Below are 14,806 nucleotides of genomic sequence, written 5' to 3'. Positions count from 1 at the left end.
ACGAGACGCATCCTGCGGACCGGGCTGTCGTGAACCGAGCCCATAGTCTCGGCCAACCGGCTTCCATCCCTTGCGTTTAACGGGCCGCTTTTTGCGGCCCTTTTGCTGAGCAGGGCTCTTTTCCGGGCCCTGCGATCTTCTTCTGTCTGTTTAGGGGCTGGCAGCCCCGTCCTCCGTCAAGACCAAGCCCTTCGGGCAAAAGCATCCGGGCCGTGGCTCGGCGTTCGCCTGCGCCCGCACCACCCCGGACGCTTTTGGTCTGGACGGTTTCCCCCCTCTCTTCGCCAGAGGGGCAGATCGGTTGCATGCGCAACCCGATCAAAGGAAAAGGGACATGAAGACCGACGTTTACAGCCAAGTGACGGATAAGATTATCGCCGATCTGGAAAAGGGCGAGCTGACCTGGCTGAAGCCTTGGAGTGCCGGCAATATGGAGGGAAGGATCACCAAACCACTACGGCATAACGGGCAGGCCTATAGCGGCATCAATGTTCTGATGCTGTGGGGCGCGGCTATCGAGGCTGGTTTTTGCTCGCCCTATTGGATGACTTTCAAGCAGGCCAATGGACTTGGCGCGCATGTGCGCAAGGGCGAGCGTGGCAATATGGTTGTCTATGCGAACACCATCACCAGGACCGAGGAACAGGACGACGGCGGCGAGGAAGAGCGGCACATTCCGTTTATGAAAGCCTATACGGTTTTCAACGTTGAGCAGATCGAAGGGCTGCCCGAGCAATATTATGCGAAGTCCGAACCCGTGATTGATCCGGCCATGCGGATTGAACACGCCGAAGCGTTCTTTTCCACGACCCGTGCCGATATTCGCCACGGCGGCAATCAGGCCTATTACAGTGGCGCGAGCGACCATGTGCAGATGCCCTGTTTCGAGAGCTTTCACGCGCCAGAGGCTTACTATGCGACGCTGGCGCATGAACTAACCCACTGGACAAAACACAAGAACCGCCTTGACCGGGAGCTTGGTCGCAAAAAGTGGGGCGATGAAGGTTATGCCCGCGAGGAACTGGTCGCCGAACTTGGCGCAGCATTTCTGTGCGCCGATCTGGAATTGACGCCGGTGCCCGGTGCGGATCATGCGGCTTATATTCAGGGCTGGCTCAAAGTGCTGAAGGAAGACAAGCGCGCCATCTTCAGCGCAGCCGCCCACGCGCAGCGCGCCGCCGATTTCCTGCACGGTCTGCAGAGCGTTGCGGACACCGAGGAAGGAGCCGCCGCGTGAGCGGCGGTTCCTCCTGAATCGGCGGAAAATTTCGCCCCCGCCAGAGGCGGGCGCTGGATATATGAGGTTTGAAGTTGATCTATTATGATCAATTATGTTGAGTATTCTGCGACATTATCAAACTTGAAAATGGTTTGAGAAACGTATAATATACTCAGTATGGCTGAGCAATATGCATCACTGTTAAACCGACTTGATAAAGACCTCCCCGAAGGGCTGGTCGTGGATGCCGCTTGGCTGGAAGCGCGCGGCATACCCAGCAATCTGCGCGCCTACTACGTCAAGGCCGGCTGGCTGGAACAGCCGGTGCGCAGCGTCTATAAAAGGCCGCGCGGCTCGCTGAGCTGGCAGCAAGTCGTCATATCGCTTCAGACCCTGCTCTTGCGAACGACGCTCTATGTCGGTGGGCGCACCGCGCTGGAACTACAGGGCTTTGCTCATTATCTCTCGCACGAGACCAAGACCGTTCACCTCTATGGCCCGGACAAGCCGCCAGCATGGCTGCAAAAGTTGAACCTTCCGCAACGCTTTGTCTATCACAACAGCGCAACCTTGTTTCGCAACGATCCCATTATGCAAGACCTGGGCAGCCTTGGCTGGAACATCGCGGATGGACCGCCGCGCGATCTCAGCCGCTTCCAGGGCGGCAGTCTGACGTCGCTTCCATGGGGACAATGGGACTGGCCCCTGACCCTTTCGCAGCCCGAGCGTGCCTATCTCGAAATGCTCGATGAACTGCCACGCCATGAGAGTTTCCATCAGGCCGATATGATCATGCAAAGTGCCGCAAATTTCAGCCCGAGGCGTCTGCAAAAGCTGCTGGTGGCCTGTGACAGCGTCAAGGTCAAACGCCTGTTCTTCCTCTTCGCGGATCGTCACCGCCATGCGTGGCTCAAGCGTCTGGACAAGGATGCGATCGATCTGGGCAAGGGCAAACGCATGCTTGTCCCCGGAGGCAGGCTCGATCCGGTCTATCTGATCACCGTGCCGGAGGACCTTGATGCCGTTTCGTGACCAGTACCAGGCCCAGGTTCGGCTGCTTATGCGGCTTCTTCCCATCGTGGCGCGCGAAGCCTGTTTTGCGCTCAAGGGCGGAACGGCAATCAACCTCTTTGTGCGCGACCTGCCGCGCCTCTCGGTCGATATCGATCTGATGTATCTGCCGGTGCATGACAGGCCGGAAGCATTGGCCGGGATCGATGCGGCCATGAAGCGCATCAAGGCCGCAGCTCTGGCGGAGCTGCCCGGCGCGCGCGTCACCGAAAGCATTCACGATGGTGCAATCCTGCGCCTTCTCGTGATTGCGGACGGGACGCAGGTGAAGATCGAAGTCTCTCCCGTATTGCGCGGTGTGGTCCATGAGCCATCCACGATTTCCGTCACCGAAGCGGTCGAAGAGGCGTTCGGCTTTGCGGAAACCAGCGTGGTTTCCTTCGAAGACCTGTTTGCCGGCAAGCTGGTGGCCGCGCTGGACCGGCAGCATCCGCGCGACCTTTTCGATGTGCAAGGTCTGCTTGCCCATGAAGGGCTGAGCGATGACCTGCGCGAAGTGTTCATCGTCTATCTGCTCAGTCACAACCGCCCCATGGGTGAAGTGCTGTCGGGCCGCGTCAAAGACCTCGCAAACGAATACAGCAATGGCTTTGAAGGCATGACCGAAGCCACTGTCGCAATCGATGAATTGGTCAAAACCCAGCATGAAATGATCGAGGCGTTGATCGGCGCAATGCCGGATCACCACCGGGAATTTCTGATCGGCTTCGAGCGCGGGGAACCGGACTGGTCCCTGCTGAAGATTGGCCACGTGGCAGCGCTTCCCGCCATCCGTTGGCGGCAGCGCAATCTCGACAAACTCCAGCCGGATCAACGTTCAGCCCTGGTCGAATTGCTGCGAACTTCCCTTGGACGGCGCGCATAGAAACTCCCGCTCCCTCGGATTTGAACTCGGGGAAGCAGGGATATTGGGAGCGTCAACTGGGTAGGGGAAGGACTGCAAGATAAAGCGAACCGGGGTTCGCCCGAGCTGCGCTCGTAAGTGGTTGTCTGCACATTGTTTTCCAGCCGGAAAACGGGAGAGCATCGCAATCCGCGATGTGAGATGAATTTTAGATTCGACTGATTTTCTCTGTAATCCTTGAGGATAGAGGCCACCTGCCGCGAGGTGCGCTACGCCGATCTACGCGGGTTCAAGTCTTTATACGCCCGCCTGCGATGACGGCCATTTGCTGCTTGCAAGGCCGGAAATGGGGGTCGAACCTGCCGCTATGGAAGATCGTGACGACAACAGTTTCCGCATCAGGCCGGGCCGACCGAAGAGCCGGGGCGGTCGTGCCAGTCTGCACTCAAAACCGTTCATCACCCAGGTCAAGATTGCCGTGCGCAAGGCCGGCGGAAACCCGAGCCGGATCGGCGGGCCGTCGGGCAAGGGGAGCGGGCGCTTTAATGCCCGTGGCCGTGGCGCGAAACTCTCAGCCTCGTTTCCGAAAGACAGTGGAGGATGGACGCGCGACAGCAGCGGCACCCGGTTCCGCTCACGGCGTGTTGTGGTCAAGGCGCGGGTGGTCAAGCTTGCCTCGCAACGGGGACAATCACGTGGTTCCAAATTCCGGGCGGCGACGGCCAAGGCGGTCGATGCACATCTGCGCTATCTGGAACGCGATGGCGTGACGAAGGATGGCGAGAAGGGCAGGGTATATTCGGCGATCGAGGATGAGGCCGACGGCAAGGCATTCCTGGAGCGTGGACGCGATGATCGCCATCAGTTCCGATTCATCGTCGCGCCCGAAGATGCAGCCGACATGGCGGACATGCGATCGTTTACCCGTGATCTCATTAAGCAGATGGAAAGGGATCTGGATACCCGGCTGGATTGGATCGCTGTCGATCACCACAATACCGGTCATCCCCACACCCATGTCATTGTGCGGGGCGTGCTGGAGGATGGCCGCATCCTCAACATTGCCGGCGACTATATCGCCCATGGAGTTCGCCATCGGGCGCAGGACCTGGTGACGCTGGAACTGGGCCAGCAGAGCGAGTTGGAGGTCGCGGAGAAACTGCGCCATGAGGTCGGGGCCGAACGCCTGACCCGGCTCGACAGGATACTGATCGCGGAGAGCCAGGAACAGGGGATCATCGACCTTCGTCCCGATGCTTCCGACAGCTACACCGTCAGAGCTAACCGATCGCTCCTGATCGACCGGGCGAAGCGCCTGGAGCGGTATGGTTTGGCGGATGAGATCGACACCGGACGATGGACGATCCGCGACGATGCGGAACAGACGCTGCGTGCCCTTGGCGAGCGCGGCGATATCATCAAGACCATGCACCGGGCACTGGAGGATCACGGCCTTGCCGAAGAGCGTGGTGCCCGCGATTACGTCACTCACGGCAAAAGCATCAACGAGCCAATTGTCGGGCGGGTTCTGGCCAAGGGACTGGCAGGCGATGAGATGAGCGACCGGCTGCATCTGGTCATCGATGGTGTGGATGGACATACCCATTATGTCGAGACAGGAGATATCGGCCGGCTCGACGATCTCCAGCGTGGCCACATCGTGTCACTTGACCCGATCCCGCAAAAGGCCGAACCCAGGGCATCGGACATCAACATCCGTGATCTCGCCGCCACCAACGATGGCATTTACCGCCCGAGCGATCATCTGGAGCAGGGGAGGGCAAAGGTCGAAAAGATCGGTGGCGATCCCGATGCCTTCATCCGCTCGCATGTCCGTCGCCTTGAAGCACTGCGGCGTGCCGGTCATGTCGAGCGCATCGATGCCGATCACTGGAAGATCCCCAGTGATCTCCCCGAACGCGGCATGGCCTATGACGCTAGAGACAGGGCCAAGGATTTTACCGTCCGCACGCTGTCCACCCTTGACCTTAACAGACAGGTCGGCAGCGACGGCGCGACATGGCTCGACCGGGAACTTGCCTCACGCGACCGCATCCCGATCACGCAAGCGGGCTTTGGCCAAGAGGTCAGCGAGGCACTGGACCGCCGTCGCCAAAGCCTCGTTGATCAGGGGCAAGCCGTGCGTCTCGACAATGGCAGCATTCGCGCGCCCAAAGATCTGCTGGAGCGACTGGAGCGAACCGAGATCGACCGCGTTGGCCGGCAGATGGCGGCGGAGTGGGGGCTGTCCTACACACCGAGCCAGCGGGGGGAATATGTCAGTGGATCACTGAAGGGCGGCGTCAACCTCGCCAGCGGGCGTTTCGCGATGCTCGATGACGGCATCGGGTTCCAGCTTGTGCCATGGCAACCGGCGCTCGACCAGCGGATCGGCCAGCATATCAGTGGCGTGGTGAGAGGCGGTGGTGGGGTTGATTGGAGCTTTGCCAGGAAGCGAGGGCTGGGGTTGTGACGCGGATCGGCTACAAGATGGCCGCCTACTTAACCTTTTTTAGAAGAACGCCCACAGCCCCGCCTTCAGCATGAATGAGGGTTATGCCAGCCTGTTCGAACGCAGCGGTCATGCTGGCGAGATTGTTCGCAATGGGCATGTGCGCGCCACGTTCGAAATCAGCAATGGTTTGCCGCGAGACGTTCGCCGCCTCTGCAAGCGTCGTTTGACTCCACCCCAACATGGCTCGCGCGGCGCGGCACTGTTCCATCGTCAATACACTGCTAGCCAAGGCAAACTTTCTGATTGATGTCTATCATTTTGTATGTGATGCTTTGCTGTATGCGATCAGGCAGATGCTGTAACATCCACCTGATCTGACCATAGCCAAGTTGTAGGGAACTCGGATCATGGCTGATTCCGACAATAGCAGAACTTTGCCTGTCGTCACGCGACGCAAATTGCTTTCCACGTCGGCGGCGTGGCTGGCGGCACAGGTTGGGGATGTGGATGCGGAACTCTATTCCGCAGACGACCAGCCTGACGGTGGTGATCCAGCGTTGATGTTGTGGCAGGAGTGGTGGGCGGCCCATGAGCAGGTCGAGAGGTTCTGCCGGAAGCAGCAGCGGCTTGAAACTGCTCTAATCGCGGCGGTGGGATTTCCCCATGTTGACCTTGCCGTGCCCGATCAGGATTGCGTGGTTGCGGTCTTCACAATAGAGGAAATCGATCGCCTATTTGGCGATGCGCCGGAAAACGCCGAAGCAAAGATGCGAGCGAAGGCGGTTCTGGCGGAGCGGCAAGCGGCTTGGAACGAACTGGACGAGCAGTTTGGTTACAGTCGCGCCAAGCAGGCTGAAGAAGAAGCGTTTGCGATGCGCGATGGGAGATTGAAAGATCTGTTTTCTCAACCGGCTCGATCGGTTGCCGGTGTGGCTGCTAAGCTTCATGCGGTTCTTGCGATGGGAGAAGACAGTCCAGGCGATGAATTTCCATGGTCGCAAATTCGGGCTACAACGACGGACCTGATCCGTCTGGGCAGTAGACTTTCGGGTACTTGATTGGGCTCAGGCTTCCGGACATCCTGGAAACAACCGCTTTCCGACGTCGTTCCAGCCGTCGAGAAAGCATGTCGGTCAGCACCCGGTTGGTCGAGGACGGGTCGAACAGCGGGGACCAGTTCAAGGATGCCAAGTGCTCTATAAGTCATTGATTTCAATGTACGGATCGTCGCTCGCAGGCAAGTCAATGCCCCATGACGACATCGTCTGGCATCTTGTGCCGTCTGAGCAGCTTCGGCAGTTCCGCCAATACGCGCTAGATGCGTTGCAGCAAGCGAAGGTATACCTTCTTGACCATTTGGCTGCCGCTTATGCGGATACTCTTCATGATGCTTTAACTGAGGAGGCTGACGAGCCGAGCGTGCCGGCTCTAGCGATCCTCGGAGAGGTAACGCTTCCTTCTAAAATTGCCTGGGTAGAGTTCGATGATCGCGCCTTAGGTGACGCTCGATTTCAGCGTGCTTCGCCCAGGACGAGGTTCGATGACAAGCCATCAGGCTCGGGACTGCGCGGCTATCTGCTAGATGAGCGGACCGAGGGCTACCTGCGTGTCACGATGTTTCACAAGCGCGAGGGAAAAGCCGCTGTAGATCCAATATGCGTTCTACTCGTCAAGCGGACCGAGGCAGGGACACTGAACTATGAAGACATCGAAGTCGAACTTAGCCGCTCGATGGTTGAGTTTCACATGCGAAATGGTGACACACCAGAAGATATCCACCTCAGGCGCACTGTGCATGTGGTTGAAACGGGATCCGATCTTTTCATTCCTTTTGCTCTCTTCGCCATGCTCGTGTCACCGGATCTAGGAGGAATTATCCCCACAGTAGCCGAGACTTTCACCAGCAAGGACTGGAAGACCGCGCGCAAGTTTGGCAAGTCGTGGTTCCTTGGCGCCCAGAAGTCACACCTGACGATCCGGATTGGCCCGCAGGCCGCTGCGCACATGGCAGAAAGGGCCGCTCGCCTGGAGTTCCAGCGACAGGCGATAGAGGCGCGAAATGGACCAGTTCGTCATTGGGTTTCCGAGCATGAGCGGCACTATCGCAGTGGCAAAGTCGTTCTCGTCAAAGGGCACCACCGAGGTCATGAAGCGGCAAAAGAATTGCCGATTCGCGTAATGGGTCCGAGACTTGAGATGACCAGGTTCGAGCTTTCAGCCAAAGGGTCGCATAATGGTGACTGATGTGGGATATCTTGATGTTGTTCGTACATTTCAAAGTCGGTCGGGTGCCTTGCAGATGATCGGAGACACCTCAAGAAACATCATGGACCGCACTCTAAACTGGATAAGACTGGGTTAGGGTCAGAGGGCGTGTCTGCAAAGCGCCTTCATTCCGGGCGTTCAGGTCACCGTAGCCTCCTCTCAAAAGCGGCCAGTCCGCTGAACTGCAAAATGTGTGTGTTTCAGCGTGCCGGTTGAACCCGCCATTGGAGCCGAACCTTAACCCCGGATCGAACAGAAATGGCGCTGATCAAACAAAATGCTGGGAAATGCACGCCCGGTGTATCTTCGACGCCGAAAGGGGTTGAAAATTTGGAGCCTAATCACACAAGTCGTATTGTCCGCCATAATGTGTTTAGAAATTGGAGAGGAGTTTCATGCTTGGTTCGGATAAGGCCTTCGACGTCGAATACGCCTTGAGCATGTACGCAGAAGACTACGTCTATTTGCCAGCCGCCGGCATATATGACGACGAGGCGCTCGCGGGGCTGATGGACCAGATTCGGAAGTGCCACATCTACATGGTGGGTTTTTCACCGCGCGTGGATTTCGAAGGCGCAAGTCAGGATGGCCGGGAGCTGGTGTGTCACCTCAAAATGCTTGGTGACATTCACGATGTACACTTCCCCTTGCCCGAGGGCACCGATTTGCACAAGGAGCATGTGGACGGACAGGATTACTGGAGACTGGAGGATCAGGCGGGGAGGAGGTTTTTTCCAAGCGAAGACCAAATGCAGACCCGTCTTGCGTTGACCGGAAACGTCTACTTCGACATCCAGTATATCGGTCAGGCTTATGGAAAATCAGGCTCTAGGAACGCCCTCGACCGGCTGCGCAAGCATGAAACCGTTCAGAAAATCGCCTTGCAGGGGAGGCCGGAAGGTCATTCGTTACAAGTCGTCATGCTCAGGGTCGTTCCCGCCACAAGGATGCTGACCATGTTCAATCCCCGTGCGAAAGACATATCACAAGGGGACGATCGTATTAAACTGGGTCTCGACAAGCTGTTCAATACCGATGAAGCGGAAAGAACAACGCTGTACGAGGCCTCGCTCATCCGCCATTTTGAGCCACGGTATAACAAGGAATTCAAAGACAGCTTTCCATCGACGAACCTGAAAGTGCTCCAGGATTGCTATGAGAAGGACTTATCGGCGGTGATTGCGGAAATCAGCTTCGACAACATGCCCTTCGTCTTCAAATCGGAGAAAATTCCCGCCCAGCGAAACGTGATGGCAATGCATAACTTGCATGCGGCCGAGGATCGCGCGGTGTTTTTTGGACTCAATTAGGACGGGCAGCTCGGCTCACAACAGCGCAATGTGAATGACGTGCTGCTGGTTTCCTGGGCAGCCGAGTTAAGTTGACGTCCGGATTGGACGTTGGTTTTATTCGGCGGAGGATTGGCTAGGCGCTTCGGGCCAGCTTGAGACCTTGTCCGGCTCACCTGAACGTCCGCATTCTCGATCTGGGCGCTGAAGTGGTCAGCCTGTTTTCGGCCGGGGATTTCTGTCGAACTATTAGACTGGGTTGCTGTGGTGTCGGCATCGTCCTCGTCTCCCCTTTCAAGAGCACAACGTCGGCTCGCGGTCGCGCGAATTCCGGTACGATCACACCGCCCCTCGCAGTGCGTCTGTCGCGTTCCGCCTTCGGGCCGCATTCTAGCACATACCGCACGTTTCTCGGATCGACCTCGAACGGCAGCAAAGGGGCCGACGGCGGTCTTGACTGAGCCTGGCTTTCGGCAGAATCCTTGCCGCCCACGCGGCATGCGGAAGTGGAAAGATTGGTTCCAAGTCACCATGGATGACCAGGCAGGCCTGCGCCACCTGAGAAAGGGCCGGCCTCTTCGGTGACCAATGGCTCGCTTCATTCGGCAAGAAAGAGGCCGCCAGATTGATGCTCGGCAGGATCTGCATCGCCGTAAAGGGATAGTGAGCACAAGAATAAGCGTGGTCTAAGACGCTCTCCATATTGCAACTCTAAAGTTTGATTCGCATTGTAATTGCAATTGATTCTCTAGGAACGCGGGGCATGGCGGAAATCACCGGCGCAGAGCTCGACGCAATCTTGTCAGGCGATCCGGACGAGTTAGGCGTGCATTTACATCTAGTCGAGCGCGACATCATGATCGATGGCCACAAGGTCACGGTGTATTGCCATTGTTTGACGACCGATGGAAACGGAAAGGTAAAAATGAAGCGGCTTGCGGAGTTTATGCGCCATGCCGCGGCTGACTACGCCATCCCACGGACGCGCATCGAAGAGGCGAGGGCACGGGATGCAAAGTTCCGATCCACATCGGCGGTCGCCGCGCTGCATGAAAAAGCAAGGGCCGTATTCACTGACCTGGCCAAGACTGGTGAGGGAGGCGAAATGCTCCTGTTCCTCTTGGCGGAGCGGTTTCTGCGCATTCCTCACGTTCTCTGCAAGATGGATCTCAAGACCGACAGCCGGATGCACTATCACGGCGCTGACGGCGTATATGCTTCGGTCTCCGACGACGGTAAGTTGAAGCTCTTCTGGGGTGAATCCAAAGTCTATAAGGATCCCACCAACGCGATCCGCGACTGCATCAGTTCGCTTGCCCCGTTTTTAATCGAGGAAGACCACCTTGGGTCATCGCGAGAGCGCGACTTGGTGCTTCTGAGTGATAAGGCAGACCTCGGCGATCCGGAATTGTCCTCAGCCTTTCGTCGCTTCTTTGACACGAGTTCACCACTATCGAACAGGGTCGAGTATTGTGGGGTAGCGCTGGTTGGCTTTGATGCGGACTTCTATCCTGGCGATGATGGCCAAGGCGTGCTCGAGGATATGGTGAAAGCGGCGAAGAAAGGCCTCGAAGGCTGGTCGACATCGGTTGGACGGAGGCTGACCGACGAAAAGCTTCAGCATTTCGATATTCATTTTCTCTGTCTGCCGCTTCCTTCGGTTGACAAGTTCAGAGAAGCGTTCCTTGAGGCTATGGGCGCTAATGTCTGAGACAGAACTCCAAGATTGGCTCTATGAGACATCGTTGCGCGGCGAGTTGCAGCACCTCGGCCTGGTTACCACTCTTCTGGAGCTCGACAATGTAGCTCAGGAACCCGCGCTGGCGGATGTCACGTTCGATTGGCAGCGTTTGCTGTTCGCCGCGAGCATCCTTGCCCGTTCGAAGAAACGCCTGCACCGCGAGGCAAGTCTGCGCATCGCCACCGGCGCGATGTTGCTACCGACATCAGACCCGGTCCGCGACGCGGCCGCGGTGCTTTTCGACAAGCTGTCGAACCACCGTTCGGTGGCTTTGGCCGAGCAGCGCGGACGGCTGAAACCGGACCTGGAAGCAAGGCTAGGCGTTGCGCTCCGGATCGAAGACCAACGCAAGCAGCTTGAAAGCTCCATCCTCTTGGAGGCGACAGGTGAGCGCTTGCCTGTCAACGAGTTTCAGCTTGAATTCTGGCGCGCGGCTGGTCAAGAGCGGGCTTGGCTGTCCGCCTCCGCACCCACTGCATCTGGTAAGACCTTCCTTGTTTTGAAGTGGCTTGTCGATTGTATAGCAACCGAGAAAATCCGGCGGGCGGTCTATCTCGCGCCGACGCGCGCCCTCGTCTCGGAAATCGAGTCGTCTCTGGCCGAGGTGGCCGCTCAGTCTGGGCTCGATATCGAGATCTCGTCACTGCCCTCGGCTCAGAAATATGCTGCCGCGGAGAAATCCGGCAAGCGATGTGTCTTCGTCTTCACGCAGGAGCGACTGCATCTTCTAGCCAACCTGTTGCACGAGCGTGTCGACATCGATCTCGTCGTCGTCGATGAGGCTCACAAGATCGGGGATCCACAACGCGGCGTCATTCTGCAAGACGCGATTGAGCGCCTGCTCCGATCAAGCCCGAACATGCGTGTGACTTTCGTAAGTCCGGCAACGCAGAACCCTGAGGTGTTGCTTGACGACGCGCCGGACAGTACGCCGACCATACCGATCGACAGCGATGTGGCGACCGTCTTGCAAAACATCGTTGTAGCTCACCAGGTCCCCGCCAAGCCGACGAAGTGGGCGCTGCAATTTCGGCACAATGAGGAATACCTGCCTCTCGGGACGCTGACGCTCGCAAGCAAGCCCGGCACGCTGGCTAAAAAGCTGGCGTTCATCGCAGCGGCAATTGGTGAGCGGGGCGGCACGCTTGTCTACGCAAACGGCGCGGCCGAGGCTGAGGATGTCGCTGACCTCATCAGCCAGTTGCTACCAAAAGCAGAGGAGGTCGACCAAGAGCTTGCCGACCTTGCAGATCTGGCGCGAAAGTGCGTGCACAAAAGCTACAGGTTGGCACCGTTGGTGGAAGCCGGCGTCGCCTTCCACTATGGAAACATGCCTTCTCTTATACGCTTGGAAGTTGAGCGTCTGTTCAAGATAGGAAAGCTCAAATTCCTCGTCTGCACGTCCACTCTCATCGAGGGCGTGAATCTTTCCTGCAGGACGATAGTGGTTCGCGGTCCGCGCAAGGGCAAGAAAACGCCCATGGAGCCGCAGGATTTCTGGAACCTTGCAGGCAGGGCCGGCAGATGGGGCGACGAATTCCAGGGCAACATCATTTGCATAGACGCTTCTGACGAAAAGGCGTGGCCCTCTGGCGTTCCACAACGGACCCGGTATCCGATCCGGCGCGAGACGGATACCGCTCTTTCGAAACTTGAAGAGCTTGCCGCGTACATAGAGCAGCGACCATCGGGGGTGGACATTGACCCCAGTCAGGTCCGTGCCTTCGAGCAGGTGAGCGCCTATCTGACGACCGCATATGTTCGCGATCGGTCGTTGACGGGGGCGCCGTGGGCCAAACGCCAGCCTACCGCCAATTTGCAACGTCTCGAACAAGCACTCGCGAAGGCAACTGTTGGTCTGGAGCTCGGGTCAGAAATTGGCGCTCGAAACCCAGGTGTAAGCCTGATCGGGTTGCAGAGTTTGCTGGCATTCTTTCGGGCTTACGCGGGCCCGCCTGAAGATCTGCTGCCCGCGCCATCGGAAAGCGATGACGCATACGATCGCTTCTCGGACATGATGGAAAGGATCAACGACCATGTCCTTACCGTCTTCCTGCCGAAAACACTGATTCCCCTGCATGCGCTGACTGTCTTGCAGTGGCTCAAAGGCTTCTCTTTGCCGACAATCATTCGCAAGCGGATCGAGTATCTTCAACGACGCGACGGTAAGGTCGACACAGCCGGCGTCATCAGAAGCACACTTGAGATGATTGAGGGCACAGCTCGATTCCTGGCCCCTCGATATTTTTCTGCCTATGTCGACGTGTTGAACCAGCACTTGAAGGCCATAGGCCGAGAAGACCTTATCGACACCGACCTCGATATTGGCGTTGCCCTGGAATTCGGGGTTAGTACCGTAACCCTGCGTTCCCTGATGGAGCTTGGAATGTCACGTATTGGGGCCGTGGCACTCTACGAGATTGTTGCTTTGGATGACCTTGATGAGGCTGCCTGCATTCAGTGGGTTGTTGAGCGCCGCGATCGGCTGGACGCAATTGGCTTGCCATCGATCGTCGTCCGCGAGGTCCGCGAAAAGATACTGACGAGGGCATTATTGGAGGAGTAGCAGATGGCAAAGCCGGTAGAGCTGTCGAATGGTCAGGTTTTTAAGACCAAAAAGGCTGCTGAACAGCATTTTAGAGATATGCTGGCGCGCTATCGCGACGGCGAACACATATCGGATTATCAGGACCACAGTGATCTCTCGGCGCTATTAGAGCGCTTCGATTTACTCGTTTCCGACGGCCCTTCAAAAATCGGCGCCGGTATGAAGCGGTTCGAGAGGCGGTTGAATAAGGGCGACGGCTGGTCTAGCCCAGGATTCTGGGTTGTTCGCGTAGACAATACACCGACGGACTTTAGTTACGTCCAAGCTGTCGCAGGCCGTCCCAAGAGTGACGCGGAGGAATTCTCGGTGGCTTGCCACAATGCAGTGTCACGTGACTTGCTTGGGATGAAGCAGAGGCAATTTGACCATTTCGCAGGCCCTGACGGTTTGATCGCGTGCGACATTACCGGAAACTTCGTCGCGTATTCCGAGGCACAACTCAGTCATGCTCATCCGCCTTTCGGGACCATCGTGAAGGAGTTTAGAAAGTCCAAAGGGTGGGAAGACAGCATTCCACCCGGCACGCTAACAGCTTCAGCCGATGCCCAGATATCCACCCACTTCGCCGATGATGCGCTTGCGCATGAGTTTCTGAACTTCCATCATGATCGGGCCGTTCTCAGGATCATTGCCAAGGATCGCCCACGGATCAGTATGTCTGCGGCCATCGCCGTGAACCGACCGCTTCGTTTCAGGTAAGCGAACGCCAGCTCTCCCAAATTTTCCATTTAAACCCGACAGTCCGCTTGCGGCCCCATATCGGGCATTCCAAACGCCGTTCGCAATGACATCTTGTACGCACAGCGGAGACGTAGCAGGCGAAGATTTTCGCGGTTCCTTCGACGTTTTACGACACCCTACGACACGCCGTGAATTCCCGCTTTTCCTGGTCCAATCTCTGGTTCTTACATGGTCTTTCCATCCGGGAAAGGCAGGTCGAACATGGACGGAGACGAGAAAGGGCAGGGGGCAGCAAACGACAACGCACGCCCCGCGAACGACGCGGGCGGCGGTGTCGAAGAACCGCGCCGCGCCACTGGTGAACACCTAGACCGGGTCGTCATCGACATTGCTCGCCTGATTGGACGACAGATGGCGAGGGCAGACCATGCAGAGCGAGTGGCGGCCAACGACAATAGCACCAGCGGTCAGGGTAGGGACGAACCCGAGGCGGAATAGTCTCGCTTCCACTGTCGATGCGCAGCCTGAAACGCCTTGCACCAGGGCGTCGCTTGCGCATACGATTCCGGTTGAGGCGAGACCCTCCTTTGCTAGTCTGCGGGGAGTGCGCCAGGTCGAAGCCACTCCCTCAAG

The 14,806-nt window shown here is 57.6% G+C and carries 12 protein-coding genes; 11 read left to right on the top strand and 1 reads right to left on the bottom strand.

Features of this window, described 5'->3' with window-relative positions:
- The first annotated feature begins 334 nt into the window (after positions 1-334).
- The 4 genes from IM739_RS00770 (at position 335) to IM739_RS00755 (ending at position 5,607) form a co-directional block, all read left to right on the top strand.
- Entirely contained in the window at positions 335-1,237 is a 903-nt protein-coding gene (locus tag IM739_RS00770; protein ID WP_237369389.1) for an ArdC family protein, read from the top strand.
- 159 nt (positions 1,238-1,396) lie between these two features.
- Positions 1,397-2,251 (top strand): type IV toxin-antitoxin system AbiEi family antitoxin domain-containing protein, encoded by an 855-nt coding sequence (locus tag IM739_RS00765; RefSeq protein WP_237369388.1) that lies wholly within the window; start codon positions 1,397-1,399, stop codon positions 2,249-2,251.
- Complete coding sequence (locus IM739_RS00760) at positions 2,238-3,155, top strand: nucleotidyl transferase AbiEii/AbiGii toxin family protein (RefSeq protein ID WP_237369387.1); 918 nt, start codon at positions 2,238-2,240, stop codon at positions 3,153-3,155. The genes IM739_RS00765 and IM739_RS00760 overlap by 14 nt, the downstream gene beginning before the upstream one ends.
- Before the next feature lie 304 nt (positions 3,156-3,459).
- Positions 3,460-5,607, top strand: coding sequence for a DUF3363 domain-containing protein (locus IM739_RS00755; RefSeq protein WP_237369386.1), 2,148 nt, complete (start codon positions 3,460-3,462; stop codon positions 5,605-5,607).
- Positions 5,608-5,632: 25 nt separating this feature from the next.
- Here IM739_RS00755 and IM739_RS00750 read toward each other — a convergent pair whose 3' ends face one another.
- The gene (locus IM739_RS00750; protein WP_237370928.1) at positions 5,633-5,857 is read right to left on the bottom strand and encodes a helix-turn-helix transcriptional regulator; all 225 of its coding nucleotides are present in this window, start codon (positions 5,855-5,857) and stop codon (positions 5,633-5,635) included.
- Positions 5,858-5,996: 139 nt separating this feature from the next.
- Here IM739_RS00750 and IM739_RS00745 point away from each other — a divergent pair, with 139 nt between their 5' ends.
- The 7 genes from IM739_RS00745 to IM739_RS00710 all read left to right on the top strand — a co-directional run bounded on the left by IM739_RS00745 (position 5,997) and on the right by IM739_RS00710 (position 14,671).
- Positions 5,997-6,647 carry a hypothetical protein gene (locus IM739_RS00745; protein WP_237369385.1) on the top strand — a complete coding sequence of 217 codons (651 nt, stop codon included), beginning with the start codon at positions 5,997-5,999 and terminating at the stop codon, positions 6,645-6,647.
- Positions 6,648-6,780: 133 nt separating this feature from the next.
- Positions 6,781-7,833 (top strand): hypothetical protein, encoded by a 1,053-nt coding sequence (locus IM739_RS00740; protein ID WP_237369384.1) that lies wholly within the window; start codon positions 6,781-6,783, stop codon positions 7,831-7,833.
- 416 nt (positions 7,834-8,249) lie between these two features.
- Positions 8,250-9,164, top strand: coding sequence for a hypothetical protein (locus IM739_RS00735; protein ID WP_237369383.1), 915 nt, complete (start codon positions 8,250-8,252; stop codon positions 9,162-9,164).
- A gap of 742 nt (positions 9,165-9,906) precedes the next feature.
- Positions 9,907-10,854, top strand: coding sequence for a HamA C-terminal domain-containing protein (locus IM739_RS00725; protein ID WP_237369382.1), 948 nt, complete (start codon positions 9,907-9,909; stop codon positions 10,852-10,854).
- Positions 10,847-13,450, top strand: a complete 2,604-nt coding sequence (locus tag IM739_RS00720; protein WP_237369381.1) for a DEAD/DEAH box helicase — start codon at positions 10,847-10,849, stop codon at positions 13,448-13,450. The genes IM739_RS00725 and IM739_RS00720 overlap by 8 nt, the downstream gene beginning before the upstream one ends.
- A 3-nt stretch (positions 13,451-13,453) precedes the next feature.
- Positions 13,454-14,191, top strand: a complete 738-nt coding sequence (locus tag IM739_RS00715) for a DCL family protein (protein ID WP_237369380.1) — start codon at positions 13,454-13,456, stop codon at positions 14,189-14,191.
- A gap of 243 nt (positions 14,192-14,434) precedes the next feature.
- Positions 14,435-14,671: a hypothetical protein gene (locus IM739_RS00710; RefSeq protein WP_237369379.1), complete on the top strand. Its 237-nt coding sequence runs from the start codon at positions 14,435-14,437 to the stop codon at positions 14,669-14,671.
- Positions 14,672-14,806 lie beyond the last annotated feature (135 nt).

Origin of the sequence: Rhizobium sp. SL42, assembly GCF_021729845.1 — a bacterium.
GTDB lineage: Bacteria > Pseudomonadota > Alphaproteobacteria > Rhizobiales > Rhizobiaceae > Allorhizobium.
Note: the sequence above shows the minus strand (reverse complement) of the source record. Positions and strands in the feature narration are given on the sequence as shown.